Annotated in this window: 24 protein-coding genes and 1 pseudogene; 14 read left to right on the top strand and 11 right to left on the bottom strand. The window is 69.2% G+C overall.

What is annotated here, in order from left to right:
* Positions 1-15: 15 nt before the first annotated feature.
* Positions 16-804, bottom strand: a complete 789-nt coding sequence (locus tag ABD116_RS32250) for an MBL fold metallo-hydrolase (protein WP_343979015.1) — start codon at positions 802-804, stop codon at positions 16-18.
* 59 nt (positions 805-863) lie between these two features.
* Here ABD116_RS32250 and ABD116_RS32245 point away from each other — a divergent pair, with 59 nt between their 5' ends.
* Together ABD116_RS32245 and ABD116_RS32240 are read left to right on the top strand one after the other, a co-directional pair.
* Positions 864-2228, top strand: a complete 1365-nt coding sequence (locus ABD116_RS32245; RefSeq protein ID WP_343979012.1) for a DNA polymerase IV — start codon at positions 864-866, stop codon at positions 2226-2228.
* Complete coding sequence (locus tag ABD116_RS32240) at positions 2221-3177, top strand: tetratricopeptide repeat protein (protein ID WP_343979009.1); 957 nt, start codon at positions 2221-2223, stop codon at positions 3175-3177. The genes ABD116_RS32245 and ABD116_RS32240 overlap by 8 nt, the downstream gene beginning before the upstream one ends.
* On the opposite strand, the gene ddaH is transcribed toward ABD116_RS32240, so the two are convergent.
* A complete protein-coding gene (ddaH, locus tag ABD116_RS32235; protein WP_343979006.1) occupies positions 3157-3924 on the bottom strand; it encodes a dimethylargininase in 768 nt (255 codons plus the stop codon). The two genes, ABD116_RS32240 and ddaH, sit on opposite strands and share 21 nt — an antisense overlap.
* A gap of 85 nt (positions 3925-4009) precedes the next feature.
* On the opposite strand from ddaH, the gene ABD116_RS32230 reads away from it, so the two are divergent.
* The gene (locus ABD116_RS32230) at positions 4010-4525 is read left to right on the top strand and encodes a hemerythrin domain-containing protein (protein WP_343979003.1); all 516 of its coding nucleotides are present in this window, start codon (positions 4010-4012) and stop codon (positions 4523-4525) included.
* A gap of 136 nt (positions 4526-4661) precedes the next feature.
* Positions 4662-5897 (top strand): MFS transporter, encoded by a 1236-nt coding sequence (locus ABD116_RS32225; RefSeq protein WP_343979000.1) that lies wholly within the window; start codon positions 4662-4664, stop codon positions 5895-5897.
* Positions 5898-5900: 3 nt separating this feature from the next.
* Here the strand turns inward: ABD116_RS32225 and ABD116_RS32220 are convergent, their stop codons facing one another.
* The 4 genes and pseudogenes from ABD116_RS32220 to ABD116_RS32205 form a co-directional block, all read right to left on the bottom strand.
* Positions 5901-6293: a YccF domain-containing protein gene (locus ABD116_RS32220; protein WP_343978997.1), complete on the bottom strand. Its 393-nt coding sequence runs from the start codon at positions 6291-6293 to the stop codon at positions 5901-5903.
* Positions 6290-7153, bottom strand: coding sequence for an alpha/beta fold hydrolase (locus tag ABD116_RS32215; protein ID WP_343978994.1), 864 nt, complete (start codon positions 7151-7153; stop codon positions 6290-6292). Before ABD116_RS32215 ends, ABD116_RS32220 begins: the two co-directional genes overlap by 4 nt.
* Positions 7154-7157: 4 nt before the next feature.
* Positions 7158-8312, bottom strand: a complete 1155-nt coding sequence (locus ABD116_RS32210; RefSeq protein ID WP_343978991.1) for a saccharopine dehydrogenase family protein — start codon at positions 8310-8312, stop codon at positions 7158-7160.
* Positions 8309-9196, bottom strand: a pseudogene (locus tag ABD116_RS32205) (SDR family oxidoreductase); the annotation flags it as partial. The pseudogene ABD116_RS32205 and the gene ABD116_RS32210, both read right to left, overlap by 4 nt.
* Before the next feature lie 70 nt (positions 9197-9266).
* On the opposite strand from ABD116_RS32205, the gene ABD116_RS32200 reads away from it, so the two are divergent.
* On the top strand, positions 9267-9857 hold the full coding sequence (locus tag ABD116_RS32200) for a TetR/AcrR family transcriptional regulator (RefSeq protein WP_343978988.1): 591 nt from the start codon (positions 9267-9269) through the stop codon (positions 9855-9857).
* A gap of 176 nt (positions 9858-10033) precedes the next feature.
* Here the strand turns inward: ABD116_RS32200 and ABD116_RS32195 are convergent, their stop codons facing one another.
* Positions 10034-10495 carry a MarR family winged helix-turn-helix transcriptional regulator gene (locus tag ABD116_RS32195; RefSeq protein ID WP_343978985.1) on the bottom strand — a complete coding sequence of 154 codons (462 nt, stop codon included), beginning with the start codon at positions 10493-10495 and terminating at the stop codon, positions 10034-10036.
* A gap of 83 nt (positions 10496-10578) precedes the next feature.
* Between ABD116_RS32195 and ABD116_RS32190 the strand changes: the two genes are divergently transcribed.
* From ABD116_RS32190 to ABD116_RS32175, 4 genes are all read left to right on the top strand, one after another.
* Positions 10579-11046, top strand: a complete 468-nt coding sequence (locus ABD116_RS32190; protein ID WP_343978982.1) for a DUF2269 family protein — start codon at positions 10579-10581, stop codon at positions 11044-11046.
* Between the two features lie 20 nt (positions 11047-11066).
* A complete protein-coding gene (gene xth, locus ABD116_RS32185; protein WP_343978979.1) occupies positions 11067-11870 on the top strand; it encodes an exodeoxyribonuclease III in 804 nt (267 codons plus the stop codon).
* 14 nt (positions 11871-11884) lie between these two features.
* Positions 11885-13957, top strand: coding sequence for a S9 family peptidase (locus ABD116_RS32180; RefSeq protein ID WP_343978976.1), 2073 nt, complete (start codon positions 11885-11887; stop codon positions 13955-13957).
* 365 nt (positions 13958-14322) lie between these two features.
* The gene (locus ABD116_RS32175; protein ID WP_343978973.1) at positions 14323-15282 is read left to right on the top strand and encodes a sigma-70 family RNA polymerase sigma factor; all 960 of its coding nucleotides are present in this window, start codon (positions 14323-14325) and stop codon (positions 15280-15282) included.
* Between the two features lie 173 nt (positions 15283-15455).
* Here ABD116_RS32175 and ABD116_RS32170 read toward each other — a convergent pair whose 3' ends face one another.
* Together ABD116_RS32170 and ABD116_RS32165 are read right to left on the bottom strand one after the other, a co-directional pair.
* Positions 15456-16175 (bottom strand): HAD family hydrolase, encoded by a 720-nt coding sequence (locus ABD116_RS32170; RefSeq protein WP_343978970.1) that lies wholly within the window; start codon positions 16173-16175, stop codon positions 15456-15458.
* Positions 16176-16217: 42 nt separating this feature from the next.
* Positions 16218-17822 (bottom strand): CPBP family glutamic-type intramembrane protease, encoded by a 1605-nt coding sequence (locus ABD116_RS32165; protein WP_343978967.1) that lies wholly within the window; start codon positions 17820-17822, stop codon positions 16218-16220.
* A gap of 56 nt (positions 17823-17878) precedes the next feature.
* Here ABD116_RS32165 and ABD116_RS32160 point away from each other — a divergent pair, with 56 nt between their 5' ends.
* The 3 genes from ABD116_RS32160 (at position 17879) to ABD116_RS32150 (ending at position 21740) form a co-directional block, all read left to right on the top strand.
* A complete protein-coding gene (locus tag ABD116_RS32160) occupies positions 17879-19198 on the top strand; it encodes an MFS transporter (protein ID WP_343978964.1) in 1320 nt (439 codons plus the stop codon).
* On the top strand, positions 19195-20601 hold the full coding sequence (locus tag ABD116_RS32155) for a pyridoxal phosphate-dependent decarboxylase family protein (protein ID WP_343978961.1): 1407 nt from the start codon (positions 19195-19197) through the stop codon (positions 20599-20601). The genes ABD116_RS32160 and ABD116_RS32155 overlap by 4 nt, the downstream gene beginning before the upstream one ends.
* A gap of 170 nt (positions 20602-20771) precedes the next feature.
* Positions 20772-21740 carry a Dyp-type peroxidase gene (locus ABD116_RS32150; RefSeq protein ID WP_343978959.1) on the top strand — a complete coding sequence of 323 codons (969 nt, stop codon included), beginning with the start codon at positions 20772-20774 and terminating at the stop codon, positions 21738-21740.
* A 3-nt stretch (positions 21741-21743) separates the two neighbouring features.
* On the opposite strand, the gene ABD116_RS32145 is transcribed toward ABD116_RS32150, so the two are convergent.
* Positions 21744-22682 (bottom strand): hypothetical protein, encoded by a 939-nt coding sequence (locus tag ABD116_RS32145; protein WP_343978956.1) that lies wholly within the window; start codon positions 22680-22682, stop codon positions 21744-21746.
* A gap of 6 nt (positions 22683-22688) precedes the next feature.
* A complete protein-coding gene (locus ABD116_RS32140; protein WP_343978954.1) occupies positions 22689-23627 on the bottom strand; it encodes a hypothetical protein in 939 nt (312 codons plus the stop codon).
* Positions 23628-23756: 129 nt separating this feature from the next.
* On the opposite strand from ABD116_RS32140, the gene ABD116_RS32135 reads away from it, so the two are divergent.
* Together ABD116_RS32135 and ABD116_RS32130 are read left to right on the top strand one after the other, a co-directional pair.
* Entirely contained in the window at positions 23757-25304 is a 1548-nt protein-coding gene (locus ABD116_RS32135) for an ATP-dependent DNA ligase (protein ID WP_343978951.1), read from the top strand.
* Complete coding sequence (locus tag ABD116_RS32130; RefSeq protein ID WP_343978948.1) at positions 25294-25977, top strand: class I SAM-dependent methyltransferase; 684 nt, start codon at positions 25294-25296, stop codon at positions 25975-25977. Before ABD116_RS32135 ends, ABD116_RS32130 begins: the two co-directional genes overlap by 11 nt.
* Positions 25978-26193: the final 216 nt, after the last annotated feature.

The raw sequence follows: 26193 nt of genomic DNA, 5'->3' as shown, positions 1-26193 counted from the left end.
CGCCGGTGCGGCTGCTCAGAGCGGTTCCCCGGCCGGCGAGAGCGGAAACACGATGAAGTGGTCGCGGACGATCCGGTGCGGCGTCTCCCCCGCCGCCGCCATCACGTCGGCCAGCTCGGTCAGCACCGCGGGATCCAGCTCGAGCACGTGCTCGCCGGGGTGGACGTCCGACCCGAGACCGAAGTCGACGCCGGGCTCCCGCGTCATCTCGATGTGGGTGCCGAGCACCAGGTCGACCGGATTGCCCGCGGCAACGAACCCGTGCAGCCGGGCGACGCTGGCCCGGAACGCGGGCCAGTCGAAGACGTACAGCCGGCCCGCGTACAAGGAGTCACCGGTGAGCAGCAGCCGGGTCGAGCGGTCGTAGTACGCGACGTGCGAGGGGTGGTGGCCGGGGATCGCGATGATGTCCAGCACCCGATCGCCGAGGTCGAACTCCACGATCTGCTCCGGCCAGGCGGTGATCCCGAAGTACTCCGCGACCGCTTCGGCCGACTTGCCGACGACGGTGTCGAACTGGTCGTCGCCGCCGACGTGATCGCCGTGTCCGTGCGTGTGGGCGACGACCAGCTCCAGGTCCCGTCCGGCCAGCAACCCGTCGACGATCCCGCGCAGGTCGATGTGGCCGGTGCCGGTGTCGAGCAGCAGGGCCCGCTCGGAGCCGAGCAGCAGGTAGATGAACGGGCCCTCGAAGTTGGTGTGCAGGGCTTGCCGGATGATCGCCGTCCGGTCGTCGTACCAGTGGATCTGGTGATCGGGCGTGGTCGTCGTGGTGCCGTCGTCCCAGGCGGGGAAGGTGGTCATGGACCGATCGTGCCAGGGCGGTGGGCCGAATTGTCGGTGCCGCCGGGGAGACTGGGTCCGTGCGTACCGATCCGTCCGTCCTGCACGTCGACCTGGATGCGTTCTTCGCAGCGGTCGAGCAGCGGGACAAGCCCTCCCTGCGCGGCAAAGCCGTCGTCGTGGGTGGCATCGGCCTGCGCGGAGTCGTCTCGACGGCGTCGTACGAGGCCCGCAAGTACGGCGTACGGTCGGCGATGTCGACCGCGGAGGCGCGCTCGCGCTGCCCGCACGCGGCGTACCTGGGACCGCGCTTCGAGGTCTACCGGGAAGTGAGCAAGGCGGTGATGGCCCAGATGCGCGCGTTGTCACCGCTGGTCGAGCCGCTGTCGCTGGACGAGGCGTTCGTGGATCTGGCGGCGGCCGGACTGAGCAACCTGACGGTCGACGACGTCGAGGCGATCGCGAACGATCTCAAGGCGGCGATCAAGGAGGCCAGCGGCGGACTGACGGCGTCGGTCGGGGCCGGCACGTCCAAGCTGATCGCGAAGATCGCGAGTGATCTCGACAAGCCCGACGGAGTCGTCGTCGTGCCGGCCGGCACCGAGGCGGAGTTCCTCGCACCGATGCAGGTGACGGTGATCCCGGGTGTGGGACCGGCGACCGCGCAGCGGCTCAGCATGGCCGGGGTCCGGACGGTCGGCGATCTGCAGCAGCTCGACCAGGACGAGCTGATCCGGCAGGTCGGCTCGGCGCACGGATCGAGCCTGCACCGGTTGGCGACGGCGTCCGACGACCGGCCGGTGGTGAGCGATCGGGAGACCAAGTCGGTCAGCGTCGAGGACACCTTCGAGACCGACATCATCGACCGGGCGTTGCTGGCGGCGATCGGCGACCGGATGGCGCAACAGGTCTCCCAGCGGCTGCAGAAGGCGCAGCTGTCCGGCCGGACCGTGACGGTGAAGACGCGGATGCACGACTTCACCACGCACACCCGCTCGTCGACGCTGGCCGGGCCGACCGACGATCCGCGGGTGATCGGCCGGATGGCCCGCCGGTTGCTCGAGGACAGCGACATCTCCGGCGGGATCCGGTTGCTCGGTGTCGGGGTGTCCTCGCTCGCGGACTGGATCCAGGACGACCTGTTCACGGAGAGCGAGCACGCGGCGGAGATACCTGTCGAGGTGATCGAGTTGCCCGACCGGCCGCGGGACCGGAGGTCGGCCGGGTACTACCCGGGGCAGGACGTCGTGCACACGGAGCACGGGGAGGGCTGGGTCTGGGGTTCCGGGCGGGGGCTCGTGACGGTCCGGTTCGAGACCGCGCTGACGCCGGCCGGGCCGGTCCGGACCTTCGCGGTGGACGATCCGGAGCTCACCAAACGTGCCCTTTCAGGCGGCGAGGACGACAAACCGGGCGAAACCGGCCAAGATGGGCCGAATGACTGACGTCCGCGGCGGGGTGTACCCGTTCTGCCGAGCCTGCACCGCGTCGTCGACAGCCTGGCGAGCGCCGGATGCGGCGACCCGGCTCAGTGGCATGGGCAGTCGCTTCTACGGCCATCGAGACGTCTGCCCGGACTGTGGTTCGTCGGTGCGGACGCTCTACTCGACCTTCCTGCTGATCCCGGTCGCGTTCCGTGGCCGGTTCCGGATCATCAGGACCGGCGGCCGCAGCTTCGTCGGCCGGCGGTTGCTCGACCGGCCGGCTGCCGTCCCGGCGTACTCCGAGGAGCCGCCGCCGTCGGAGTTCAAGGATCACCCCGAGCTGGTCGACGCGACCTACGAGCAGGCCGAGGCGCACTGGGCCGCTCGTGACTCGGCCGGGGCCTTGCCGTTGTACGAGACCTCGCTGGCGGCCTGCGAGAAGGTGCTGCGGGCCGATGATCCGGCGACGCTCCAGGTCCGGCTCCGGGTTGCGCAGGCACTGCTCGCGACCGGCGACTACGCCTCGGCGATCGGCTGGTTCGAGCTGATCACGCCGCAGCTGAACCGCGTCTTCGGCGCCGACCACAAGCTGACCCGGATCGCCGTCGAGGGCGAGACCGGCGCCCAGCTGATGGTCGGCGGGCCGAGAGCCGAGATGAAGCTGCTCAGCGAACTGGTCGAGCAGGACGAGCAGACGCTCGGCCGGCAGAACCCGAAGGTACTGCGGACCCGCGCGGCGCTCGGCCGGGCGACGATGTTCGCCGACCAGCTCGGCGCCGCGGTCCAGGTGCTGGAGATGACGCTTGCCGACAGCATCGAAGGCCTCGGCAACAGTCACCCCGACACCGAGACCTACCGGTCCTTCCTGCTGGAGGCGTGTGAGGCGGCCGACCTCCGCGGCAAGCGGAAGGATCGCGAGCTGTCAGCCGCCGCGCGGCATCGCAGGACGCTAGCTCCGAAGGCGGACTGACAGGCAGGTCACGCAGCCTTCGAGCTTCTCGAACTCGCTGATGTCGACGACGACCGGGGTGTAGCCGCGCTCGCGGAACAGTTCGGCGGTCTTGGGGGCGGAGGCGGCCATCAGGAGCCGGTCCTCCCCCAGCAGGACGACATGGGCGCCGCCTTCCTCGGGTACGGCGAGGAACTCCGGAAAGGCGGCCGGATTGTCGGTCAGCGGTTCGTAGCCGATCACCGTGCCGTCGGGCAGCGCGGTCACCGCCGACTTCAGGTGGAGGACCTTCTGGACCGGTACTGCGACCACCTCCGCACCGAGCGGCTCGAGGTGCTGACGCAGCTGGTCGATGCCGGCCTGGTTGGTGCGGCCGCCCAGCCCGACGTACACGGTGGATCCCACCTTGAGGATGTCGCCGCCGTCGAAGGTGCCGGGGTCGGCGACGTGTGCGATCTCGTAACCCTGCGCGGCCACGGCACGCTCGGCCTCGGCTGCTTCCGGACGGCGCTCGTCGGCGCCGGCCCGGGCGATCACGGCGAGGTTGCCGTAGACAACCATCGTGTCCTCGACGAACACACCGTCCGGGCAGTCGTCGGCCGGCGGCACCTCGACGGTGCTCCAGCCGGCGGCCGTCAGCGCGTCGACGTACTGCTGCCACTGGCGTCGGGCGAGCTCGAAGTCGACGGGGACGCGCTCGAGGTGGGTGAGCAGGCCCTCGGCGAGGCGTGGGCTCGGGCGGCGGACGAGTGCACGAACGGTGACCATCCGGGCAGGCTAACCCGGCCGCGCATGAACGCGGCAGATGCGGGTACCGGGGTCCCACACCAGCTTGGACTTGGAGGATGTGAGCATGCCGAAGATCCTGCAGCAGACCGGCGGCGATGTGGTCGAGATCATCCTCGCCGACCATCGCTGGTTCGAGGAGGCCTTGCGCGAGCTGCGCGACGTAGAGGCTGATCGGGCAGCGGTGCCGGCGGATCTGGCGACTGTGCTGATCGCGCATGCCGAGGCCGAGGAGTCGAAGGTCTATCCGTCGCTGCGCAAGAAGGACGCGATCGACGCCGAAGAGGTCGAGCACTCCGAGCACGAACACGACGAGGGCAACGAAGCGCTGCTCGCGCTGATGGAGGTCGAGGACACGGCGAGCGAGGAGTTCGGCGACAAGACGCACGAACTCTCCGAAGCGCTGTCGCACCACCTCGACGAGGAGGAGCGGGACGTTCTCAACCCGGCCAGGACGGATGTCGATGCGGACGACCGGGCCAAGCTCGGCGAGGCGTTCGCCGCCGAACGCGCCCGGTTGATCGACAGCGGTTGCGGCTCGATCGAGAACGTCCGCAAGCTGGTCGAGAAGGCCAAGAGCTAGCCCGGCGCCCACCGCCGGCTCGGCGGGGTGCCGCGGTGGAGCCTGCCGGCCTTGAGCACGGGCCAGTCGCCAGAATCGGCGTCAGTGCGACTGGCCCGTGCCCAAGGCGGCGGGATCGTCCCATAGGGTCTGCGGGATGGGGCGTCGCCGGTATCCGTTGCTCGAGCATCCCGGGTATGTGCGTTTCTGGACCGCCGACGCGGTGTCGATGGCAGGGTCGGCCTTCACGGCGCTGGCCGTGCCGATCATCGCGAAGCTCACCCTGCACGTCAGTACGACCGAGCTGGGCATCCTGCGCGCCGCTGCCTGGCTGCCCTACCCACTGCTCGGGCTGCTTGTCGGCGTGTATGTCGACCGGCATCGCCGCCGGCCGCTGCTCATCGGCTCCGACTTCGCCCGGGCTGCCGTACTCGGCATCCTTCCGCTCGCGGCCGCCCTCGACGCGCTGACCTATCCCCTGCTGGTTTGCGTCACGCTGGCCTTCGGGTCGCTCTCGATCGTGTACGACGCGGCGCATCAGTCGTTCCCGCCCGTACTCGTGCCGAAGCCACTGCTGACCGCGGCCTACGCCCGGCTGGAGCAGAGCGCGGCCGTCGCCCAGAGCGCCGGTACGCCGCTGGCCGGCGTGATCATCGGCATCATCGGCGCGCCGCTCGCGATCCTGCTGGACGCGATCTCGTACCTCGTCTCCGCCGTCCTGCTCAGCACCGTCCGAACCCTCGAGCCAGAGGTTGCCCTAGGCAAGGACCAGCCCCGGCACCTACGCCGGGAGATCCGCGAAGGACTGAACTGGGTCTACCGCAACCCCGCCTTCGGCCCGGTCACCTTGACCTCGCACCTGTGGTTCATCGGCCAGGGCCTGCTCACCACGGTCTACCTGGCCTACGTCCTCGGCTTCGACCACGGTGCCGTAGTACTCGGTATCACTCTGGGCTTCACCGGGATCGGCTCGGTGCTCGGGGCCGGCGCCTCCAGCTGGTACGGACGCCGCTTCGGTGTCGGACCCGGCATCATCGTGTGCCGCTGGCTCAGCCCGCTCGCCTACCTCACCGTCCCGCTGGCCGGCGACTCCCTCGGCGGCACAGCCCTGCTCTGCGCCGGCCAACTGCTGTTCGGCATCTCACTCGGCCTCGATGGCCCGATCGAGATGGCCTACCGCCAGTCCATCACCCCGTCCGGCCTGCTCGGCCGGATGAACGCCACCACCCGCTCCCTCAACCGGGCGATGATCGTCATCGGAGCCCCACTGGGCGGCGTCCTCGCCGACCACTACGGCATCCACCTGGCTCTCTGGACAGGAGTCGCCATCATGGTCGTCCAAGCCCTCTGGCTGAACCTCAGCCGCTTCCGCCACGCCCGCCTTCCAGACTGAGCCTCATCGAGTGGCGAAGGGCTGGTCCGAGGGGACGATCTCCTTGCCGAGCGGGAGCAGCGAGATCGGGATCAGCTTGAAGTTGGCCAGGCCGAGCGGGATACCGATGATCGTCAGGCAGAGCGCGATGCCGCTGGCCAGGTGGCCCAGCGCCAGCCACCAGCCGGCGACGATGACCCAGATGATGTTGCCGAGGACCGAGCCGGCGCCCGCGCTGCGCTTGTCGACGACGGTCCGGCCGAACGGCCAGAGCGCGTACCCGGCGATCCGGAACGACGCGATGCCGAACGGGATCGTGACGATCAGGATGCAGCAGATCAGCCCGGCGACGACGTAGCCGACGGCCAGCCAGAAACCGGCCAGCACCAGCCAGATCAGGTTCAGAATCGTTCTCATGCCCTCCAGCCTGCCACCCGCCGGGTGTGCTCGAGGGTCAATCGGGCCACCAGTCCGGGATCATTCCGGGGCATCCAGTGGCCACCCCTGACCACCTGCACGCTGAGGTTCGGGGCCCAGCGCGCCACGTCGGTCTGCAGCGGCGTCGTCACGAAGGCATCCCCGTCCGGCGACACAGCAAGCACCGGTACGCCGGTACGCCGCTCCCGCGGCCGCGCCAGCCGCTGGAGCACGTTCGCCCGATACAGGTTCAGCCCGTTGACGTAGTCCCCCAGTGAGCGCTCTCCCTCGGCAGAAGCCGTCCCGCCGGCGCTGCGCTCGAGCCGGCCGAACACGCGATGCGCCCACCCCTTCCGCCAGCCACGCTCCGGCAGCCACGGAAGCTGGAAGTAGAAGACGTACCAGGAGTGCATGAGCTGCTTCAGCCCCTCCCACGACCGCCAGCGGCTCCGCAGGAAGTAGCCCACGTGATCCAGCGACGGCCCGGAGATCGACACGAACGAGTCGATCCGTCCCAGCAACCGCTCACTTGTGACGAAGTGCCACGACTGGATCGATCCCCAGTCATGTGCGAGCAACTGCACCGGCTGCTCCGGCGATACCGTATCCAGCACCGCCGTGAAATCCTCTTCGAGCCGCTCCAACCGGTACGCCGCCCGCTGCCGCGGTTGGTCCGACTCCCCCGCCCCGCGCACGTCGTACGTGATCACCCGGAAGTGCTCGGCCAGCCTGAGCGCGACCGGCTCCCAGAGCGTCGCGTTGTCCGGGTAGCCGTGGACTGCGATCAGCACCGGAGCGGTCGGTTCGCCGTACTCGTAGACGGCGATCCGGGTGCCGTCGGCGCTCGTCACGTACGGCATGGGCTCAGTAGTCCTCGACGCCGAGGATCTCGAACTTGATGCCTGCAGCAACCAATCGCCGACGGAGCGCCGGGCCCATCGCCGAAGCCGTCGTCACCTGACCGGACGTCTCAGGGAGTGAGTCGAGGGCCAGCGAGAGCGCGCATTCACCCAGCATCTTGGCCGTCTCGCCGTAGCCGGGGTCGCCACCGGAGACCTCGGTGACGACGCGCTTGCCGCCGCCTTCGCCGATGAAGCGAGCCTTGAACCAGGACTTCGCGCGGCGTTCCTCGCTCGGCCCCTCGCCGGTCTTGATCCGGCTCAGGATCGCCTTGCGAGCGGGCGGGATCTGCGCGGCGACGGCGAGCAGGCCGATACCGGCGATGCCACCCGCGACCATCGGCAACTGCTTCACGGCCGCGAAGTGGGAGTAGCGGAAGTCGGGTCCGTACTCGTCGAGCAGCACGGCCGAGTTCGCCACGATCTGCGGGTCGACGGTCGGCAGCGGGACGGCCCAGAACCCTTGGCTGCGGTGGATCCTGCCGGTCACGACCTGGACCGACCGGCCCGTGGGACGCGGCTGGGTCCGACGCCGGGCGCGGTGCGCGTCGAGGTTCTGCTTGCCGCGGGAGAAGGCGGTGATCGCGGTGTGCAGGGTGCCACCCGACGGCTTGCCGCCGGCCCGGATCAGGCCGTCGACCTTGATCGGGACGTTCTTCGGCAACTGCTCGACGGTGTACTGGACGCCCAGGTCGTACGGGATCGAGTCGAAGCCGCAGCAGTGGACGATCCGCGCGCCGGTCTCGACCGCCTTCGCGTTGTAGGCGACATACATCCGGTCGACGAACTCGGATTCGCCGGTGAGGTCCAGGTAGTCGGTGCCCGCCTCGGCACAGGCGGCCACCAGCGGTTCGCCGTACCGGACGTAGGGGCCGACCGTGGTGACGACGATCCGGGCGGCCTCCGCGACGGCCTTCAATGAGGCAGCGTCCTCGACGTCGGCGATGAGCAGGTCGACGTCGGCGCCGAGTTTGGACCGGACAGCCTCCAGCTTCGCGCGATTGCGGCCGGCCAGCGCCCATTTCAACTCGGCCGGGGCGTTCTTGGCCAGGTACTGGGCGGTGAGTTCGCCGGTGAAGCCGGTCGCGCCGAAGATGACTACGTCGTACGGGCGGGTCATCGGTTGGCGGCCTTCTCGGAGTCGGCCTTGCCGCCGGCGCCCGAAGCGCGGGAGGAGGCTGCGGCGCCACGGGCCTCGATGTCGGCCAGTGCGGCGCGGTCGGCCTTCGGGACACTGAAGCGGGCGCCGGCCTCGATCACATGCGGCGTCAGCCAGCGAAACACCTTGAGCGCGCCGATCCAACCGGGGACGTGGACAGTGCGAGAGCGCTTCCTGATGCCCTGGGTGAACTTGTCGACCGCGAACTCCAGCGGGTACGTCTTGCCGACCAGCGGGATGCCGGTGCGCACCTTGCCGAACACGGGGTGCTCATCGACACCGCGAACCATGTCCGTGTCGACGAAGGTCATGTGCGCCACGCCCACGGCGACGCCCAGGTGCTTCAGTTCGGGGCGGAGGCTGTCGCCCATCGCTTCGACTCCCGCCTTGGCGACGTTGTACGACGCGAGGCCGGGGATGCGGACGACGGCGGCAAGGGACGAGACGAGCAGCAGGTAGCCCTTGCTCTCCAGGAGGTGCGGCAGCGTCAGCTGTACGGTCCGCCAGACGCCGTACAGGTCGACGTCGAGAACGCGCTCCCAGACGGCCGGGTCCATGCTCCTGGTGAAGCCCGGCGCCGCGATGCCAGCGTTGGCCACGACGACGTCGATCCGGCCGTAGCGCTCGGCGATCGCCTCCACCGCGGTCCGCAGCGAGTCGGTGTCGGTGACGTCGGCCTCCCACCAGCCGGCGTCGGGGCCGCAGTCCTCGGCGACCTTCTTCAGTTCGTCAGGCTCCAGGCCGACCAGCGCGAGCGTGTCGCCCTCGCCCGCCAGCCGGCGTGCGACGGCCGCTCCGATCCCGCGGGACGCGCCGGTGATGAGTACGACCTTGCCAGCCATCGTGACCTCCGACTGTTGAGTGGATACTCAACAGTAAGTGCTTATTGACCTATTACTCAATACACTGGCGCCTGTGAGCCACACCTCGTCCGCCCGGCTGCAGCCCGCCGAGCGCCGCACCCAGATCCTCGACGCAGCGCGCCGGGTCCTCGAGGCCGACCCGCACCGCGAACTGAGCGTCGAGCTCGTCGCGGCCGAGGCGGGCGTCTCCCCCGCGCTGCTGTTCCACTACTTCGGCTCGAAGAAGAAGTTCCAGTACGCCGTGATCGAGGCGGCCGCCGCCGAGGTGATGCTCCGGACGGCTCCTGACCTCTCCCTGCCGCCCGCCGAGCAACTCCGCAGCGGCATCCGGGCCTTCGTCCGGGCCGTCCTCGAGGCGCCCCAGCTCTACCGCGCGACCCTTCTCATGTCAGCGGCCGGCGACCCCGCCGTACGGGCCCTGCACTCCGAGCTCCGCCAGGTCTTCAGCCAATGGGTGATCAACGCGGTCGCCGAGCGCGGGATCGAGATCACCCCGTCGGTCGAACTCGCCTGCCACGGCTGGCAGGGCTACGTCGAGTCGACCCTGTTGAGGTGGATCGACAACCCGACGGTCTCACCCGGCGAACTGGAGAGTCTTTGCGAGCGCTCCCTCGACGCGATCCTGGGTACGACCAGCGAGTAAGGGCCGTCGATTCGAGGTCGGCGCGCCACGACGACTGGGCCACCACCAACTCGGGGCTTGGGGAGGATTCTCCAGCAGCCGGGGAGGAAAATACCCCCGCTCAGGGGCAAAATCCGCCCCAACCCACCGCGACCAGCCCACAACCACGGGATCCCGTCGTTGGCGGCGGGCTGCGGCTACTGCGACACGCCGGGCTTCAGGCCGGTCAGTGCCTGCAGGAGCAGGCCGGCCAGCTGCCCGGCGCCTTCGTTGCCGATGGCATCGAGCAGGCGGCGGTCGGCGGCTCGCAGTACGGCGCGGCCCTTCTCGAGGAGCGCTTGACCAGCCTCGGTGACCTGGAGGTCGGCAGTTCGGCCGCGACCGGGCTCGGTGAGGAGCTCGACGGCGCCGAGGTCCTGCAGCCGGCGCAGTGTGGCCTGCATGCTCTGGGTGGTGATGCCGTCGCGACGGGCCAGTTCGCTGTAGGAGAGGCCGGGCTGGTGGGCGAGATGGCCGAGGGCCGAGAAGTACCGCATCGAGAGTCCCTGCTCGCGGAGCTCGGCCTCTGCCTGCTCGCGGAGCTGACGCCCGAGCATCATCAGCAGCAACGCCGGACTCGTGGCGGCACCGGCCGGCGGCCCCTCTGACGCGTCTGTCACCCGGCCATCATCGCAGGACCGGTTTCAGCCGGACTGACAGTTGAGTTACAGTCTGGCTGAAACTCACGTCCTCAGGGAGAGCGATGAACAAGTTCCTGCTCAGCGTGCACGTGCTCGCCGCCATCATCTTCATCGGCCCGGTGACGGTCGCCGCCAGCATGTTCCCGCCGATCGCCCGCCGTGAGCTGGCAGCCGACCAGCCGCAGACAGCGGTACTGCGGACTCTGCACCGGATCAGCACCGTCTATGCGATCGGGGGGATCGCCGTGCCGGTCTTCGGGATCGCCGTCGGCGCCGGGCTCGGCGTACTCGGTGAGGTCTGGCTGGTCATCTCGATGGCGTTGACCGCCGTCGCGGCCGGGGTTCTCGTGGTCGCGGTGCTGCCGGTTCAGGCCGAGGTGATCGCCGCGGCGGATCAGGATGGCGCTACGCGGACCGCTTTACTGCCGCGGGCTCGCAGGCTGTCGATGACGACGGGGATGTTCGGACTGCTGTGGGCGACCGTCACCGTGCTGATGATCGTCCGGCCCGGCTCGACGACCGGGGTGTGACGAGCAGCTAAGGTGCCGGGGTGCTGAAGGTTGCGACGGTGAACGTGAACGGGATCAGGGCGGCGTACCGGCGAGGGATGGCGGGGTGGCTCGAGCAGACCGATCCGGATCTGTTGCTGCTGCAGGAAGTCCGGGCGACGGATGAGGTACTGCGGGATCACCTCGGCGCCGACTGGCAGATCGCGCATGCGGAGCCGGCGCTGGAAGGGCACAAGGGCCGGGCCGGAGTGGCAGTCGCGAGCCGGCGGCCGATCAAGCAGGAGAACGTCGAGATCGGGCCGGAGCGGTTCAGCGGGAGCGGGCGCTGGGTCGAGGCGGATGTGGTGCTCGACGACGGGTCGACGCTGACGGCGATCAGCACCTATGTGTTCACGGGCGAGTTCGAAACTCCGCCGCGGCAAGCGGAGAAGTACGCCTTCCTCGATGCCTTCACCGAGCGGTTGTCGGTACTCCGCGCCGACGGGCGGCACGTGCTCGTCTGCGGCGACCTCAACATCGCGCATCGCGAGGTCGACCTGAAGGCCTGGAAGGCGAACCGGAAGAAGAGCGGCTTCCTGCCCGAGGAGCGCGCCTGGCTGGATCGTTTGTTCGAGGCCGGCTGGGTCGACCTCGGCCGGCGGTTCGGCGGCGAGGGACCCGGGCCGTACTCCTGGTGGTCGTGGCGTGGAAAAGCCTTCGACAACGACGCCGGCTGGCGGATCGACTACCAGATCGCCTCCCCCGAGCTGGCCGGCAGTGCCACCTCTTGTGTGACCCATCGGGCACCGACGTACGCCGAACGCTGGAGCGACCACGCACCGGTCGTCGCCTGCTACCAGATCTGAGTTAGTCTCCGGACATGTCCGAGTTGAAGCCGCCAGTAGCCGCCCGTAAGCCGATCGAACGCACCCACCACGGAGACGTTTTCGTCGACGACTACGAGTGGTTGCGGGACAAGACGAACGACGAGGTGCTGGACTACCTGCGGGCCGAGAACAGCTACACCGAGGCCCGCACCGAGCACCTGGAATCGTTGCGTGAGGCAATCTTCTCGGAGATCTCGGACCGCACCCTGCAGACCGACCTGAGCGTCCCGGCCCGCAACGGCGGCTTCTGGTACTACGCCCGCACGATCGAGGGCAAGCAGTACGCGCTGAGCTGCCGGGTCAAGGCGACCGGCGACGAGCCGCCCGCGACCGACGGCGAGATCCCCGGCGAAGAGGTGCTGCTGGACGGCAACGAGCTGGCCGGCGACTCGGAGTTCTTCTCGCTCGGCACGGTCGACGTCTCCCCCGATGGCCGGCTGCTCGCGTACTCGGTCGACCTGACCGGCGACGAGCGCTTCACGATGCGGATCAAGGACCTCGACAGCGGCCAGCTGCTGCCCGACGAGCTGCCCGGCGTGCACTACGGCTCCGCGTGGTCGACCGACGGCTCGACGATCTTCTACACGAAGGTCGACGACGCGTGGCGCCCGCACCAGGTCTGGCGGCACACCCTCGGCGCGTCCGACGACGTGCTGGTGATGGAGGAGCCGGACGAGCGGTTCTGGGTCGGTGTCGACCTCACCCGCAACGAGCAGGCCATCATGATCTCCCTCGGCAGCAAGCTGACCAGCGAGGCCTGGCTGCTCGACGCGTCCGACCCGACCGGTACGCCGGTTGTCGTGGCACCGCGGCGGGAAGGCGTCGAGTACGACGTCGAGCACGCCGGCGACCAGCTGCTGATCGTGCACAACGCCGACGCCTCCAACTTCTCGCTGGCCACGGCTCCGCTCGACTCCCCCGGCGACTGGACGACGCTGATCGAGGGCGACGAGTCGAGCCGGCTGCTCGGTGTCGACGCGTTCGCCGATCACGTCATCCTGTACCGCCGTCGCGACGCGCTCACCGAGCTGGCGATCATGCGGCGCGAGGGCGGTTCGTTCGGCGCTCCGGAGGCACTGACCTTCGACGAGCCGATCTACACGGTGTCGCCGGGCCGCAATGACGAGTGGCAGGACACGCGGTACCGGTTCGGCTACACGTCGCTGGTGACGCCTGGGTCGACGTTCGACGTGGACGTGGCGACGGGTGAGCGGCGACTGCTCAAGCAGCAGCCGGTGCTTGGCGGGGTCGACCTCAGCGCCTATACGCAGTACCGGGAATGGGCGACCGCCCCGGATGGCACTCGGGTGCCGATCTCGCTGGTGGCGCGCAAGGACGTGGGCAAGGACGGGAACGCGCCGATCGTGCTCTACGGCTACGGGTCGTACGAGAGCTCGATGGACCCGTGGTTCTCGATCCCGCGGCTGTCGCTGCTGGACCGGGGCGTGGTGTTCGCGATCGCGCACGTGCGCGGTGGTGGCGAGCTCGGGCGGCACTGGTACGACGACGGCAAGATGCTCACCAAGCGCAACACGTTCACCGACTTCATCGCGGCGGCCGAGCACCTCGTCAAGGACGGCTGGACCAAGCCTGAGCGGATCGTCGCGCAGGGCGGGTCGGCCGGCGGGCTGCTGATGGGCGCGATCGCCAACCTGGCGCCGCAGGCCTTCGGCGGCATCGTGGCCGAGGTGCCGTTCGTGGACGCGCTGACCACGATCCTCGACCCGTCGCTGCCGCTGACCGTGATCGAGTGGGAGGAGTGGGGCAACCCGCTCGAGGACCCCGAGGTCTACAAGTACATGAAGTCGTACGCGCCGTACGAGAACGTGACGGCCCAGCAGTACCCGCGGATCCTCGCGATCACCAGCCTGAACGACACCCGCGTCTTCTTCGTCGAGCCGGCCAAGTGGGTGGCCAAGCTGCGCGCGACCGCGAGCGGCAACGTCGACGTGCTGCTGAAGACGGAGATGGACGCCGGCCACGGCGGCCGCAGCGGCCGGTACGACGCCTGGCGCGAGGTCGCCTTCACCCTCGCCTGGGAACTGGACACCCTCGGCCTGGCCTGAGCTCCGGGAAGGCCGCCGGCCTCTCCAGCGTTCTAATCCGTGAGAGCGACTGATGCGTGTGTCCTGTGACACATTCATCGGCCCCGAATGATTGATTCAGCAGGCATTCGGGGCCGTTCGAGGAGAAACCTGAGAATTGTTTCAGGTGCCTTTTCGGGCCGGAAACCCCACGAATCAAGCCGATTGTGCGCACACCGCGTGTGCGGTGCGCAGAACCTGGGCACTGAGCGTGCAGCAGGGGGCGGTTTCGGTGCGGTGAGGGTGCCGGGAAATCTCAGGGAACGTTCAGGCTGTTTACACACTCATCGTGGAATCTTGAACCTCACTCGAGCGTTGCTCTCCATGTAACGACGAAGGGAGTTTCGGTGGCTCGCATGGCTCGTGTCCGGTCCACGGACGACGGTATCGACGGTAAGGACAGCGTCGGTCTCTACCTGGAAGAGATCGCTCGCACTCCTTTGCTGACCGCGGAAGAAGAAGTCGAGCTCGCTGAAACGGTTGAGGCAGGTCTCCTCGCGGAGCAACTGCTGGCCGAGGGGCGGGTTGGACGCAAGAAGGGCGGAGCGCCCAAATATGCGACGGAGGAAGAGCTCGAGTGGCTGGCCGAAGAGGGCCAGCGCGCACAGCAGCGGTTCGTGACCGCGAACCTCCGCTTGGTGGTCTCGATCGCCCGCCGCTACGGACGGTCCCAGATGCCGCTCCTGGACCTGGTCCAGGAAGGCAACACGGGCCTGATCCGCGCGGTGGAGAAGTTCGACTACCGCAAGGGATTCAAGTTCTCGACGTACGCGACCTGGTGGGTGCGGCAGGCCATCACCCGCGGTATCGCGCAGCAGGCCCGAGTGGTCCGGCTGCCGGTGCACGTGGTGGAGCAGCTGAACCAGATCGGGTCGGCCCGGCGGACGCTGGAGCGCAAGCTCGGGCGTGAGCCGGAGATCGCCGAGATCGCCGAAGAGCTGGACCTGGACCCGGAGCGGGTGACCGACCTGATCCGGATCGGCCGGGACCACATCAGCCTGGACAACCCGATCGACGACGAGGGCGAGACCTCGCTGGGCGACCTGATCGCGGCCGAGACCGCGCCGGGGCCGGACCAACTGGTCGCGGACGCCTCGGACCGGTCCGGACTGTTCAGCCTGGTCGACCAGCTCGACCCGCGGTCGGCGGACGTGATCCGTCGCCGCTACGGACTGCACGACGGCCGCCAGGCCAAGCTCGCCGACATCGGCGCGGTGCACGGCATCTCCGCCGAGCGCGTCCGCCAGATCGAGCGCGAGGCCCTCGGGCGCCTGCGCCTGCTGGCAGACCCGACACTGGCCGCCTGACCCGCACCACCAACTCCCCCAAGAACCCCCGAGCCCACCACCGCGGCCCGGGGGTTCTTCACGTCTCCCCCCGGAGTCCCCAGGCCCGCCACCGGTTCCCCGTGGTTCTTCACGTCTCCCCCGAGTCCCCGGTGGCTGCACCGGCTTACGCGCCCCGGCTTACGGCCTCCCGGCTAGCGGGCGTTCCAGGTGTCGACGAGTGGGATGAGGTCGGCGAGGTTCTGGATGGTGGCGTCGGGGACGCCTTCGGTGTGGCCGATCTGCTCTGTGGGGATCGCGCTGTGCGGGATGTGGGCGGCGCGCATGCCGACGTTCTGCGCGCCCCAGACGTCGTCGAACAGCCGGTCACCGACGTACAGGGCGCTGGCCGGCGCGTCCACCTTCACGGCGCGCAGGGCGGCGTGGAAGGCCTCCGGGTGCGGCTTCGAGTACGGGATCTCGCTGGTGTAGACGGCGCCGTCGAGCAGTTCGAGCACGCCGTCGCGGGCGAAGATGTCCTCGTGGCGTTGCCGCGACCAGATCGTGTTGGACAGCACGCCGATCCGGAGGCCGCGGTCGCGGAGCGCGCGCAGGGTGTCGAGGGCGTCCGGCGCCAGCTCGGTGTGCGGTTGCCAGCGCCGCTCGTACTCCGCCAGGGCCGACGGCGTCATCGCCACGTCGGCCAGCAGGCAGACCTCCTCGAGCGTGCTGCTGAGGTGCTCGTCGCGGGATCGCCGCCAGATCGAGTTCTCCGCGTCGAACAGGCGGGTGGCGAGTTCGTCGGCGCGGGGCTCGTCGATCAGGGCGGCGACCGAGCGCCATACGTCGTACAGGTCGATGTCGTGCCAGGTGGCGAGGGTGCCGCCCCAGTCGAACAGGACGGCTTCGAGCGGTTCAGGATGTGGGTTCGTCACGGCGGACACCTTGCCAGAGGCGGCCGACAGAACGCGCCCGGTTTATCGGCTGACCTGGGCGATGTTGTTGCGCTTGGCGAGCCAGAGGACGCCGGCGGCGTACAGGGCGATGCAGGGGAGATCGAGGACGAAGACCGACCAGTGCGCGCCGCCCTGGTCGGACCAGTCGGACAGCTGGCCGAGTGCCGCGGGGATCATGAACGCGATGATGTTGTTGATCGAGTGCAGCGCGATGCCGGTCTCGAGTCCGCCGGTTCTGATCGTCAGCCAGCCGACGGTCATCGCGAACAGGAAGATGTCGGCCATCGCCCAGCCGGTGTACCCATGCCCGAAGACGAACGCGACGCTGCTCACGACGAGCGCCGGCCACGGGGAACGGAAGAGTCGCTTGAGCTGCCGGACGAACGGCCTGCCGTCGGTGTTGTCCGGGCCGTAGGCGCCGACCGCTTGGACCAGCCAGCCGCGGAACACGAACTCCTCGGCGGCCGACTGGAACGGTACGAGGACCAGGATCACCAGCGCCGGTACTACGAAGTGGGCCCAGCCGACCCAGGAGCCGTCGTCGCCGGTGTCCGTGCCGGTGTCGGTGTTCGGGAAGAGGGCGTCGAAGGCGTTGCCGAGGGCGATGTTGAGGACCAGGTAGGCAAGGCCGGGCAGGCAGCACAACGCGAGCCAGCGCCAGCGGATCTTCTGCAGGACGGACGCGACGCTGAAGGCTGGGCGGCGCTGGATCCAGCGGACGGTGAGCAGGACCAGTGGGGTGAGGACGCCGAGCAGGACCAGGTTGGAGGCGATGTCCTCGGTGGGGTTGTTGAAGAAGACGCCTGAGTCGTCGTCGGTCACGTCGTTGGGCGAGATGATGTCCCAGACGACGATGATGAAGATGGTCGTGAACATCGCCAGCAGCCCGAGCACGATCGACCCGACAACCGGCCGCCACCACCGGTGCGCCGGAGTCCGCGCCATCCGGTGAAACGGCGTCCCCACCGGAGCCGGCACCACCCGAGGCTCCTTGACCCCGAACTGCGGGTGCCCGTACGGCTGCGGCGGATACGGCTGATACCCCTGCTGCCCGTACGGCGGGTACCCCGGCTGCCCGTACGGCTGCGGCTGCCCAGGCGGCGGATAGCCAGGTCCCGGCCCGTATGGCCCCACCCCCGGTGCGCCGTAAGGCGGAGCCCCCGGATAAGGCTGACTCCCCGGCGCCGGCCCATACTGCGCCGGCCCCGGATACCCACCCGCCGCCCCCGGATACTGCGCCGCCCCCGGGTACTGCTGTGCGCCCGGGTATTGGGCCTGCTGGCCCTGCGGCGGCGCGCCATACGGCGGCGGCTGCTGCGGCGACCACCCAACCGGCGGCTGCCACCCACCCGGCTGCACCGGCGGCTGCCCCGGCGCCTGCCACCCCACGGAGTCCTGCGGCCGCTCCCCCGGCATCTGCCAACCACCAGTCGGCTGCTGCTGGCCACCATCCTCTGCCGACCGCTGCCTCGGCGGCTGCCAGCCACCAGCCGGCGGCTCTTGCGGACCAGCCTGGTCGGCTGTCGCCTCGGGATCTGGGAGCTCCCGCGGGTCTGCCGCGGCTACGGGCTCGGGAGTGGTGGGCGAGGGCGTGTCCGCGGGGGGCGGGTCCTGGTGGGGATCCATGGGGAGACTCTATGAGATTGGGGCAATGGCGGGTGGGGGCTGGCATGCTTCGGGGCATGGGTGTTGTGGGGGTGCGGGTTCGGGTGGGGTATGCGTTGGGGTCGGTGGCCACCGGGTCCTTCGGGACGGTACCGGGGTTGCTGCTGTTGCCTTATCTGACGGACACGTTGGGGATCGCGGCGGTGGTCGCGGGGGCGATCGTGTTGTTGCCCAAGGCGCTTGATGTGGTGCTCAATCCGGTGGCGGGGCGGATCTCCGATCGGCATCAGTCGCCGCGCGGGCCCCGTCGGCCGTTTCTGCTCAGGGGCGGCCTGTCGCTGGCAGCCTGTTTCGCGTTGCTGTTCGCGGTACCGGATCTGGGTTCGAAGGTGTTCGACGCCGCCTGGGTGCTGCTCGCGTTCGTCGGCTGCGCGACGGCGTACGCGTTCTTCCAGGTGCCGTACATCGCGATGCCCGCCGAGATCACCGACGACTACACCGAGCGCACCCGGATGATGAGCTGGCGCGTCGCCGTGCTGACCATCGCCATCCTGATCAGCGGCGGCAGCGCCCCCGCCATCCGCGACGCGATCGGCGGCCGCGACGGCTACCGCGCGATGGGCCTCACCGTCGCCCTCCTCCTCGCCATCGGCACCTTCGGCGCGTACTACGGAACGCGCAGCGCCCCAACAGGCGCCGTCCGCGAGACCACCGGCACTCTGCGCGAGCAACTCCGCGTCGTCGCGCAAGCAGCCAACTTCCGCTGGCTGCTCATCACCCTCGTCCTGCAGGCGCTCGCGATCGGCTCGATGCTCGCCGGCATCGACTACCTGGCGCGGTATGTCCTGCGAAACCCCGGCGCCGCCACCATCGCCTTCGTCTGCGTCGTCGGCCCGGCGCTGCTCGTCAGCCCGCTCTGGCTTGCCATCGGCAACAAATTCGGCAAGAAGACCGGCTTCCTCCTCGCGTCGGCCGTCCTCGGCCTGGGCGCCATCGCAGTCGTCCCCGCCCAGCACGTCCCCACCTGGTGCGTCTACCTCGCCACCGCGATCGTCGGAGTCGGCTTCACCGGCGTACAGGTGTTCCCGCTCGCCATGCTCCCCGACGTGGCCGCAGTCGACGCGGCGCGAAGCGGCGTCCGTCGAGCCGGCGTCTTCACCGGCATCTGGACAGCGGGCGAGACACTCGGCCTCGCCCTCGGTCCAGGTCTGTACGCCTTGGTGCTGGCCGCCGGCGGCTACGTCTCCTCGACCAACCGCGACGCGAACCAGCCCGGGTCGGCCCTGACGGCGATCGTGATCGGAATGTCGGTGGTCCCTGCTTTGCTCATCGCCGTCAGCTTCTTTGCCCTGAAGCGCTATCGGCTGACCGCAGAAGAAGTCCTGGAGGCCCGATGACCGACGTACTCGCCCGCCTGCGCGCCTTGCAGCAAGGCGACCTGCCGACGCACGGCGGCAGCACGCTCGCATACGTCTATGACTCCGGTCTGGCCGAGGCCGACGAGCTCGGCCGCCAAGCGCTCGCCCTGTACGGCGCGACGAACGGCCTCGACCCGACCGTCTTCCCCAGCCTCCGCACACTGGAGAACGACCTCGTCGCCTGGGCCGCTCGGCTGTTGCAAGGCGACGAGGCTGTCGGCACGGTGACCTCGGGCGGCACCGAGTCGATCCTGCTCGCTGTGCAGACCGCGCGCGATGCGGCACCTGGGATCGCCCAACCGAGCATGGTGTTGCCGTCGACCGCGCATGCCGCGTTCCACAAGGCGGCTCACTACTTCGGGGTCCGCGCGGTGGTGGTCGAGGTCGATGAGGCGACGTACAAGGCGGACCCGGACGCGATGGCCGCGGCTTGCGACGACACGACGGTGCTCGTGGTGGCGAGTGCGCCGTCTTATGCGCATGGGGTCGTCGATCCGATTCCTGAGCTGGCCGCGGTGGCCAGTGCGCGGGGAATTCGGTTCCATGTGGATGCGTGTATCGGTGGTTGGGTGTTGCCGTATCTGCGGGCCGGTGGGGTCGAGGTCGCGCCGTTCGACTTCGTAGTACCGGGGGTGACGAGCATTTCGGTTGATCTGCACAAGTACGCGTACACGCCGAAGGGTGCGTCGATCCTGCTGCACCGGACGGCCGGGCTGCGGCGGCCGCAGTACTTCGCGCACGCGGACTGGCCGGGCTACACGATGCTCAACTCGACGATGCAGTCGACCAAGTCCGGCGCTCCCCTGGCCGCCGCGTGGGCCGTCGTCCAGCACATCGGCGACGAGGGGTACCAACGACTGGCCCGTACTTCGTATGACGCGACGCTCCGACTGGCCGACGCGGCCGAGGCGATCGACGGGCTGAGTGTGCTCGCTCGCCCGGAGACGACGCTGGTCGCGCTGAGGAGCGATGAACGGGCTGATGTGTTCACGATCGCTGACGAGATGGTCGCGCGCGGGTGGTTCGTGCAGCCGCAGCTCAGCTTCCGCGGGCAACCGGCGTCGCTGCATCTCTCGATGAGTGCCGCGACCGCGCCGAGGCTCGATGAGCTGATCGCCGCGCTGCAAGCGGCCGTCGCGCAGGCGCAGGCAGCCGGTCCCGTGCAGGTCGCGCCCGAGCTGGCCGAGGCAGCCAAAGCGATCGACCCCGCGCTGCTGGATGACGCGGCCTTCGACGGGTTGCTCGAGATCGCCGGGCTGGGATCGGGCGAGACGCTCCCTGACCGGATGGCGCCGGTGAACGCGCTCCTCGACGTCGCTCCCCCACGCCTGCGCGAGGCGCTCCTGATCGCCTTTCTCGACCGCCTGATGCGCCCCAGCTGACCACGCTCGGCGAGTGCCTGACCTGCCCGCCTGACGCGCCCTGGCTGACCACGCTCGGCGGGTGCCTGACCCGCCTGCCCGGCCGACGGATGTGACCCACCTGAGCGCCGACCGGAGTGCTTGTTGCATGCTGGCTGCCGTCCGATGACTTTGTTTGGAGGATGTGCTCGATGGTGACCGATCCGACGCCTGGTCCGACCGCGTCGACCCGTGCTCTGCCGCAGTCCGTGCTGACGCCGCTCACCGGGTCGGCGATCTTCCTCGTGGTCCGGATCGATCCGGGCGGCGAGGAGCAGGCGCGTGATCTGCTGGAGCGCGTCACCGGACTCACCCGCGCGGTCGGCTTCCGCGTGCCGGCCGGCAGCCTGTCCTGCGTCACCAGCATCGGCTCGGACGCCTTCGACCGTCTTTTCAGCGGTCCGCGCCCCGCCCAGCTGCATCCGTTCATCGCGCTCGAGGGTGCCAGGCACAAGGCCGTGTCGACGCCCGGCGACCTGCTCTTCCACATCCGCGCCGCCCAGCTGGACATGTGTTTCGAGCTGGCCCAGCAGATCATGAAGGAGCTCGACGGCGCGGCGACGGTCGTCGACGAGGTACACGGCTTCAAGTACTTCGAGATGCGCGACCTGCTCGGCTTCGTCGACGGCACCGAGAACCCGACCGGCACCGAGGCCGACGAGGCGGTCCTGATCGGCGACGAGGACCCGGACTTCGCCGGCGGCAGCTACGTGATCGTCCAGAAGTACCTGCACGACATGAAGGCCTGGAACGCGCTGACCGTCGAGCAGCAGGAGCTGGTGATCGGCCGGACCAAGCTCGAGGACATCGAGCTGCACGACGACAAGAAGCCGACGAACTCGCACATCGCGCTGAACGTGATCGAGGACGAGGACGGCAACGAGCAGCAGATCCTGCGCGACAACATGCCGTTCGGCACGATCGGCAGCCAGGAGTTCGGCACCTACTTCATCGGCTACGCCAAGGACCCCGGCGTCACCGAGCTGATGCTGCGCCGGATGTTCCTCGGCGAGCCCGAGGGCAACTACGACCGCATCCTCGACTTCTCCACCGCCGTCACCGGCACCCTCTTCTTCACCCCGACCGCCGGCTTCCTCGACGACCTCCCGCCGGCGCCCTGACAGCTATTCGCCGAAGGGCGGGATGTCGTAGCCGGCCGGAGCCGCCCAACTGAACAGGATCGGGTCCTTGAAGGTCGTCGGCACCTTGCCGCGGTTCTGGATCACCGTCGATGCGCCGGTCGCATGCCCAACGGCGTACAGATATCCGGCGCCGCTGTCCTTGTCGATGGCGAGCAGCAGTACGCCGTACTGGCCGCATCGCTGTGCCTGGAAGGACTCGAAGCCCTGCCAGGTCGAGGCTCGGAGGTTCTTCACCACCGGCTTCATCGGCAGCGTGGTCGGGATGTGGATCGTGTACAGCCCGCCGCTTCGGGTGTTGGCCAGGAAGGTGTCGTACGTCGGCGTCTGGCTGATCAGCGTGATCGCCTTGACCGAAGCGAAGCCAGGCGCGAAGCCCGCGCTGTGCCACTTGCCGTAGACATCGATCGTCCACCGGTAGAGGTTGCCGTCACCCCGCAACCCGTACTCCGTAGTCCTGGCGTGCCCGCGGTTGTCGTCGAACCGGGAGGTCTCGACGGCGGTGAAGGCACCCCAACCGCCACCGACCTTGGTGGTCTTGAAGCTACCCGGCTCGACGTCGTAGGTCCCGTCGAGGACGAACCAGCGCACCGAGTACATCGCGTCGCCCAGCACCATCCACCCGTACCGCGACGAGCCGTTCTCGTAGTCGGCGTCATAGGCCACCGAGCTGGTGAGCCGTACCTGCCCCGGGCCGAACAGCTCAGGCGTCTCGGTCCGGTCGAGCGTGGTCGTGGGCGGCGTCGTCGCGGTGAGATCCCGCACTTTGACCGAGCCATCAGCCGTCAACGCACCAGACAGAACACTGCAGGCCTGCGTGGTCACCTTGGGCCCGGTGGCGCTCGGCGAGGTCGTCGCGGCGTGCGCGACGCCGACGCCCGGAACCGTGAGAAGCACGGCTGCCAGCAGGAAACCTGTCTTCATTGCTGATCACTCCCCATTGAACTGATCGAGGTCGGAGACGTAGCCCCAGCGGAAATACGTGGACGGATTGAAGGTGCCCGGCAGCTTGCCGCGGTTCTGGATCGGGGTGGCCGTGCCATTGGCGTGGCCGACGGCGTAGAGGTAGGCCACTTGGCTGTCCCGGTTGATGCCGACCAGCAGGACGCCCTTGCCGCAGCCCTGGGCGAGGAGCGTGTCGAAACCCTGCCAGGTCGACCTACGGACCACCTTCACGACCGGCTTCATCGGCAGCTTCGTCGGGAGGTGGATCGTGTACAGCGCCCCGCCGTGGGTGTTCGCGAGGAAGGTGTCGTACGTACGGGTCTTGCTGATCAGCGCCATCGCCTTGACGGCCGAGAAACCGGCCGCCGTCCCGGTTTTGCGCCAAGCGCCCTTCGCGTCGACGGTCCAGCGGAACAGCGTGCCGTCGTTGCGCAGTGCGTACTCGTTGGTGCGGTCGAAGGAGTCGTCGACGTACTGCGATTCCTCGAACGCACGGAACATGCCCCACCCGCCGCCGATCCTGCGGTAGACCGGCCGCCCGACGAGCTGCTGGTTCTGGTCGGTGTCGTACTGACTCCGGTACATCCCGTCGCCCACGGCCACCCAGCCGTCGGCATGGCCGCCGGACGCCGGGCCCGGCTCGTACTGGAACCGGCTGCTCATCCACGGCCCGCCCGCCGTGTAGACGTGCTCGGTGGTCCACGTCGGCGTGACCGACGGCGGGACCGTTGCCCGGATCTCCTGGCGATTGTGCTCGCCGAGCGCACCGCCCGAGCCCAGGCTCAGGCTGCAAGCGGCCGCGGGAGTGGCCGACCCCTCCGTGGCCGCTCCCGCCGCGCTCGTCGTACCCAGGCCCGCCGTCAGCAGCGTCAGCCCGACAACAGCTGAGACGCCCCGAAGTCGCCTCTGCTCGCTACGGATCATGGTCGCTCCCCTTACCTGAACCGGTCTAGACCTGGGCTACGTAGTCAACCCTGTACGAGGAGCTAGATGCGGACGGCACGGCGAAAGTTGCGGCCGGAAATTGTCGGTGCCGTGGGTGAGACTGGAGCCATGTTGCTCGCAGATGTGGTCGCCACCTCGACCTCGCTGAGTCAGACCAGGTCGCGCCGGGCGAAGGCCGACCTGATCGCGACGTTGCTGACCACCGCGACCGAGGCGGTGGAGACGGAGATCGTCGTGACATATCTGTCCGGCGAGCTGCGGCAACGGCGTACGGGCGTGGGCTGGCGGACGCTCGCCGACGCGCCGGAGCCGGCCGCGGAGCCGACGCTCACGATCGAGGAGGTCGACCAGGCGTTCGCCGAGCTGTCCGAGTTCGCCGGGGCGGGCTCGCAGGCGCGGCGGCGGGAGGCGGTCGACGCGTTGTTCGGGCGAGCGACCGCGGAGGAGCAACGGTTCCTGCGGCTGCTGGTCAGCGGTGAGCTGCGGCAGGGCGCGCTGGACGGCGTGATGGCGGATGCCGTCGGCAAGGCGACCGGGATCCCGCTCGAGAAGATCCGGGCGGCCACGATGTTGCGTGGTGCGGCGGCGCCGGTTGCGGTCGCTGTGCTGACCGAGGGCGAGGCCGGACTCGATCAGTTCGGGCTGGAGGTCGGGCGCGGGGTGCAACCGATGCTCGCGCAGTCGGCGACGAGCATCGCGGAGGCGCTCGCGAAGACGGGCTCGCCGGCCGCGATCGAGTGGAAGCTGGACGGGATCCGGATCCAGGTGCACCGGGACGGATCGGACGTCGTGGTCTACACCCGCACGCTCGACGACATCACCGACCGGGTGCCCGAGGTGGTCAGCGCGGTGCTCGACCTCAAGGCCGACAAGATCGTGCTCGACGGCGAGCTGATCGCGCTGCGGGCGGACGGTCGGCCGGAAGCCTTCCAGGTGACCGGTTCCCGGACGGCGACGCGCGCGGCCACCGGGCCCGAGACGGTTCCGCTCACGCCGTACTTCTTCGACATCCTGCACCTCGACGGGCACGACCTGCTCGGGCTCGACTCGACCGAGCGGCACGAATGGCTGAGCAAGGTGGTGCCCGAGGAGCGGCGGATCCCGCGGTTCGTGACAGCCGATGCCGAGGCCGGTGAGGCGTTCTTCACCGACGCGGTGAAGCGTGGGCACGAAGGCGTGATGGTGAAGTCGCTGTCGGTGCCGTACGAGGCCGGCCGGCGTGGGTCCGGCTGGGTCAAGGTGAAGCAGACGCACACGCTCGACCTGATCGTGCTCGCGGCGGAGTGGGGGCACGGCCGGCGTACCGGCTGGTTGTCGAACCTGCATCTGGGCGCGCGGGACGAGGAGACCGGCGAGTTCGTCATGCTGGGCAAGACGTTCAAGGGGCTGACCGACGAGCTGCTGCGCTGGCAGACGGAGAAGTTCCAGCAGATCGAGGAGCGGCGCGACGACTACACGGTCTATCTGCGGCCGGAGGTCGTGGTGGAGATCGCGTTCGACGGCGTCCAGACCTCGACGCGGTATCCGGGCGGGATGGCGTTGCGGTTCGCGCGGGTGCTGCGGTATCGCGAGGACAAGACCCCGGACCAGGTGGACACTGTGCAGGCTGTCCGCGCGATCCACCAACCCAGCGAAGGACCAACCGATGACGAGTGAACCCGTCGACCCCGACCTCGCATCCCGCCGGCTGGCCCACGAAGCACTGGAGCAGGACGACCCGACCGGTTGGTTCGAGCGCCTGTACTCCGCTGCGTCGGAAGGCGCGGCCGTGTTGCCCTGGGATCGCGGCGCCGCGCACCCGTTGCTGCTGGACTGGGTCGCGACGGCCGAGCCGCACGGCGCCGGCCAGCGGGCACTCGTCGTTGGCGCAGGTACTGGCTGGGACGCGGAGCTGGTCGCCGACCAGGGCTATGACACCACCGCCTTCGACATCTCCCCCAGCGCTGTCGAGACGGCCGAGCGCAACCACCCGGACTCGAAGGCGACGTACCAGGTAGCCGACCTCCTCAACCCACCCGCCGAGTGGCACCGCGCCTTCGACCTGGTCGTGGAGATCTACACCGTCCAAGCGCTACCAATCCCTCTCCAACCCGAGGCGACAGCCCACGTAGCCGACTTCGTCCGCCCCGGCGGCACCCTCGTGGTCATCGCCGCCGCCCGCGACGACAACACCCCCGACTCCTCGGTCGACGGCCCACCCTGGCCACTGACCCGCGCCGCCATCGACGCCTTCACCACCCCCGACCTCAAACTGATCCAGCTGGAACGCACCCCCAGCCCCAACGACCCAACCCTCCACCGCTGGCGAGCCGAATACCTCCGCGACTGACGGAGCACGGCGACCGCATGATGCCGGCGGCTCTGTGGTTGCGGGGGCGCTGCTGGACTGCGGATCCCGTAACCGGGGCATCGCGTCACCCGCCCGGCCAGTGGCAGGTTTTGGTGCCGCTGGCGTCAAGCATCAGGCCAGTGGCACGAAANNNNCACCCGCCCCCCATCAGACTCGATGTGCCCATCCGCGCCGATCCGTCGCCGCGCGACAGCA

The sequence above is a fragment of the Kribbella koreensis genome, assembly GCF_039525325.1.
GTDB lineage: Bacteria > Actinomycetota > Actinomycetes > Propionibacteriales > Kribbellaceae > Kribbella > Kribbella koreensis.
Note: the sequence above shows the minus strand (reverse complement) of the source record. Positions and strands in the feature narration are given on the sequence as shown.